This is a genomic window from Parvibaculum sp., from assembly GCF_049672805.1.
In the GTDB taxonomy this organism is placed as follows: Bacteria; Pseudomonadota; Alphaproteobacteria; order Parvibaculales; family Parvibaculaceae; genus Parvibaculum.
The window spans coordinates 1-2,422 of sequence record NZ_JBATWS010000430.1 but is presented as its reverse complement, the minus strand read 5'-3'; the positions used below and the strand labels follow the sequence as shown (position 1 = coordinate 2,422).

The following is a 2,422-nucleotide window of genomic DNA, read 5'->3' as shown; positions in this document are numbered from 1 at the left end:
AAGCAAGGCTACGACCGCCGGATCATTCGATGGAACAATGCCCAGCGCATCCCCCGGTTCATAGGTGAGGCCCGATCCCTCAAGAGAAAATTCGAGATGGCGCGTTTCCTTGGTCGAACCGCGGCCGACAATGACGATATTGTCCAGCACCTGCGCGGGGAAAGGGTTGCGCTTGTCGTAAGACGAAGCCGCAGCGCTGCTCTTTGCCGTCTGAATCGTGACGACGGGCGCCGCCGCTTTCTCCTCCGCCGCAAGTTGCGAGACGATGCTTTCCATCCACGCAGCGGCAGCATCTTCATAATCAACATCGCAATCAACGCGGGGGCTGAGCCGCTTCGCGCCCAGCTCCTCAAAGCGGGCATCAAGCCGCTTGCCCGCCTGGCAGTAGAACTCATAGGTGGAGTCGCCGAGTGCCAGTACCGCAAAGCGGGCATCGGGCAGTTTTGGCGCCTTGCGACCTTCCACAAACTCAAAGAATCCTGTGGCGGGCTGCGGTGGATCACCCTCGCCATAAGTACTCACGATGATGAGTACATCCTGTTCCTGACCGAGCTGGCGCTGTTTGTAATCCGCCATGTCAGAAAGGGTGCAGGCTAATCCCCTTTCTTTCAGCTTCGCTTCCAGCCCGCGCGCCAATTCGGCAGCGTTACCCGTCTCTGTCCCATAGAGAATGGTGAGCTTTCGCGCGGACGGAGCGGCGGGTACGGCGGGCTCCCCGGCCACGCCAGCGCCCATGCCTGCTTCCATCCCTGCAAAATAGCCACTCAGCCAGCGCGCCTGCGTAGAGGTGAGCGATTGCGTCAGCTCCTTCAGCAGCCGTAATTGTTCCGAGCTAAGCGGTTGCTCCGGCGGTGTCATTTGCGCGGGTACCTCAGCATACGCTTCTCTTCCCCGCGCCCATCAACACCTTGCGGCGGCTTTTTTACGGCGTGGTTCTAGCGAAGCATGTTTCGTTTGCCGCACATGTGCGGTCTTTCATGGCATAAGACAAACGCATATTATTTTTCTTTACCTGCAAAATTTTGCATTTAAATACGAAGCCGGGCGCTGTTTCACGACGCAGGCGGTGCATCCCTGTCCATCAACTCATCCGCCCGTCTGATATTCGCCTCATGTCTATCCAGCATCTCACGCAGATCGGCATGTAGCTCATCGTCTCGTATTTGCGGAAGCAATTCCTCGAGCTTTCGTACGACCCAAGCCTGACCGCGATTCAAAAAACGAAGTCGGTCTGGCAGATCCTCAATCGCCATCGCCTTGTCATAGAAGGCGCCACATTTCAGCGACGGTTCGCCACCCAGTCGCTTCACCTGCCGGAACAGCATGGCGCACCAGTGCAGTTCATCATCCCGAATGATTTTCAGCAAGGCAGCATAGTTCGTACCGGAAACCCCTTCACTGCTCGCTATCGCAACGCGCGCACCTGCCCGCTCGGCTTCCAATAGTTCGTTCAGGCGGGTGACAAGTTCTTCACGCGGTAGAAAGCCCATATAGACATCATCAGCTTCCGACGCATAACAGACTGGCGAGGCAGGTTCATCGCTCATATTGCGATTTCCGCGGCTGCGCGCAGGCCAGTGCGTATCCGTGCCATCACACCCGGGTCGGCCTTCGTAGAGTGAACGACATAGGCGGAATAGGAAAACTCGGGACTGTTCGGCACAAGAGCAAGCCGCCCCTCTTCCAGATAGGAGCGGATGAAACCCTTGCGGAAATATCCATATCCGCCTGTAGCCAGAATGTAGTCGAGAGCGAGTGGGCCGTAGCTGATGGAAACGACCGCATTGGGCTGATCGGGGAAGGCCGCCTGATAGCTTGCGGCAAATTCATCCCCCCAATCTATTTGCACCCGGTCCTCCGGAGCGAGCGGCTTGTTGACGGGTGTAGTGCGCACGAGAACCAGTTTTTCTTCGAACAGCAATTCAGCGACGACACCGGGCCTGCTCTTTGCGGCATAGAGGACCGCCACATCAAGCGATCCATCCTGTACCTGCTCCATCAGTCGCTCGGAAGTATCAATCTGTGTGCTGACGGCTATCTCGGGACATTCGCGCCGCATCCAAAGGAGCCAATGACGGAGAAGCGGACTCCAGAGGCTAAGCTCTGCGCCGATCGTTACCACCGTGTCGCGACCGGGCGGCAGTGCAACTGCATGACGCGCCCTATCCCACACCTGAACAAGCGTCGTGGCAAATCGCATGAACTGCTCGCCTGCGGGGGTGAGCTTTGCGCCTGCCTTGTTTCGAATGAAAACCGGGCGATCCAGCTTGTCTTCAAGAACGCGGATGCGCGCGCTTACAGCCGTTTGCGTGAGATTCAGATTGGCAGCCGCACTGACAAAGCTGCCCGTCTTCACCACTTCAAGAAATGTTCGGGCGACGTCGATATCCATGGATCTGGCTTCCGGTGTCTCGTGTAAGCC

General features: G+C 57.5%; 3 protein-coding genes. All 3 read right to left on the bottom strand.

What is annotated here, in order from left to right; genetic code table 11:
* Positions 1-858 (bottom strand): flavodoxin domain-containing protein (locus WBF74_RS13395; RefSeq protein WP_424440745.1); only part of this gene is annotated, 858 nt, incomplete at its 3' end.
* Positions 859-1,052: 194 nt separating this feature from the next.
* On the bottom strand, positions 1,053-1,547 hold the full coding sequence (locus WBF74_RS13390) for a DUF6306 domain-containing protein (protein WP_424440743.1): 495 nt from the start codon (positions 1,545-1,547) through the stop codon (positions 1,053-1,055).
* The gene (locus WBF74_RS13385; RefSeq protein WP_424440741.1) at positions 1,544-2,392 is read right to left on the bottom strand and encodes a LysR family transcriptional regulator; all 849 of its coding nucleotides are present in this window, start codon (positions 2,390-2,392) and stop codon (positions 1,544-1,546) included. Before WBF74_RS13385 ends, WBF74_RS13390 begins: the two co-directional genes overlap by 4 nt.
* Between the last annotated feature and the right edge of the window lie 30 nt (positions 2,393-2,422).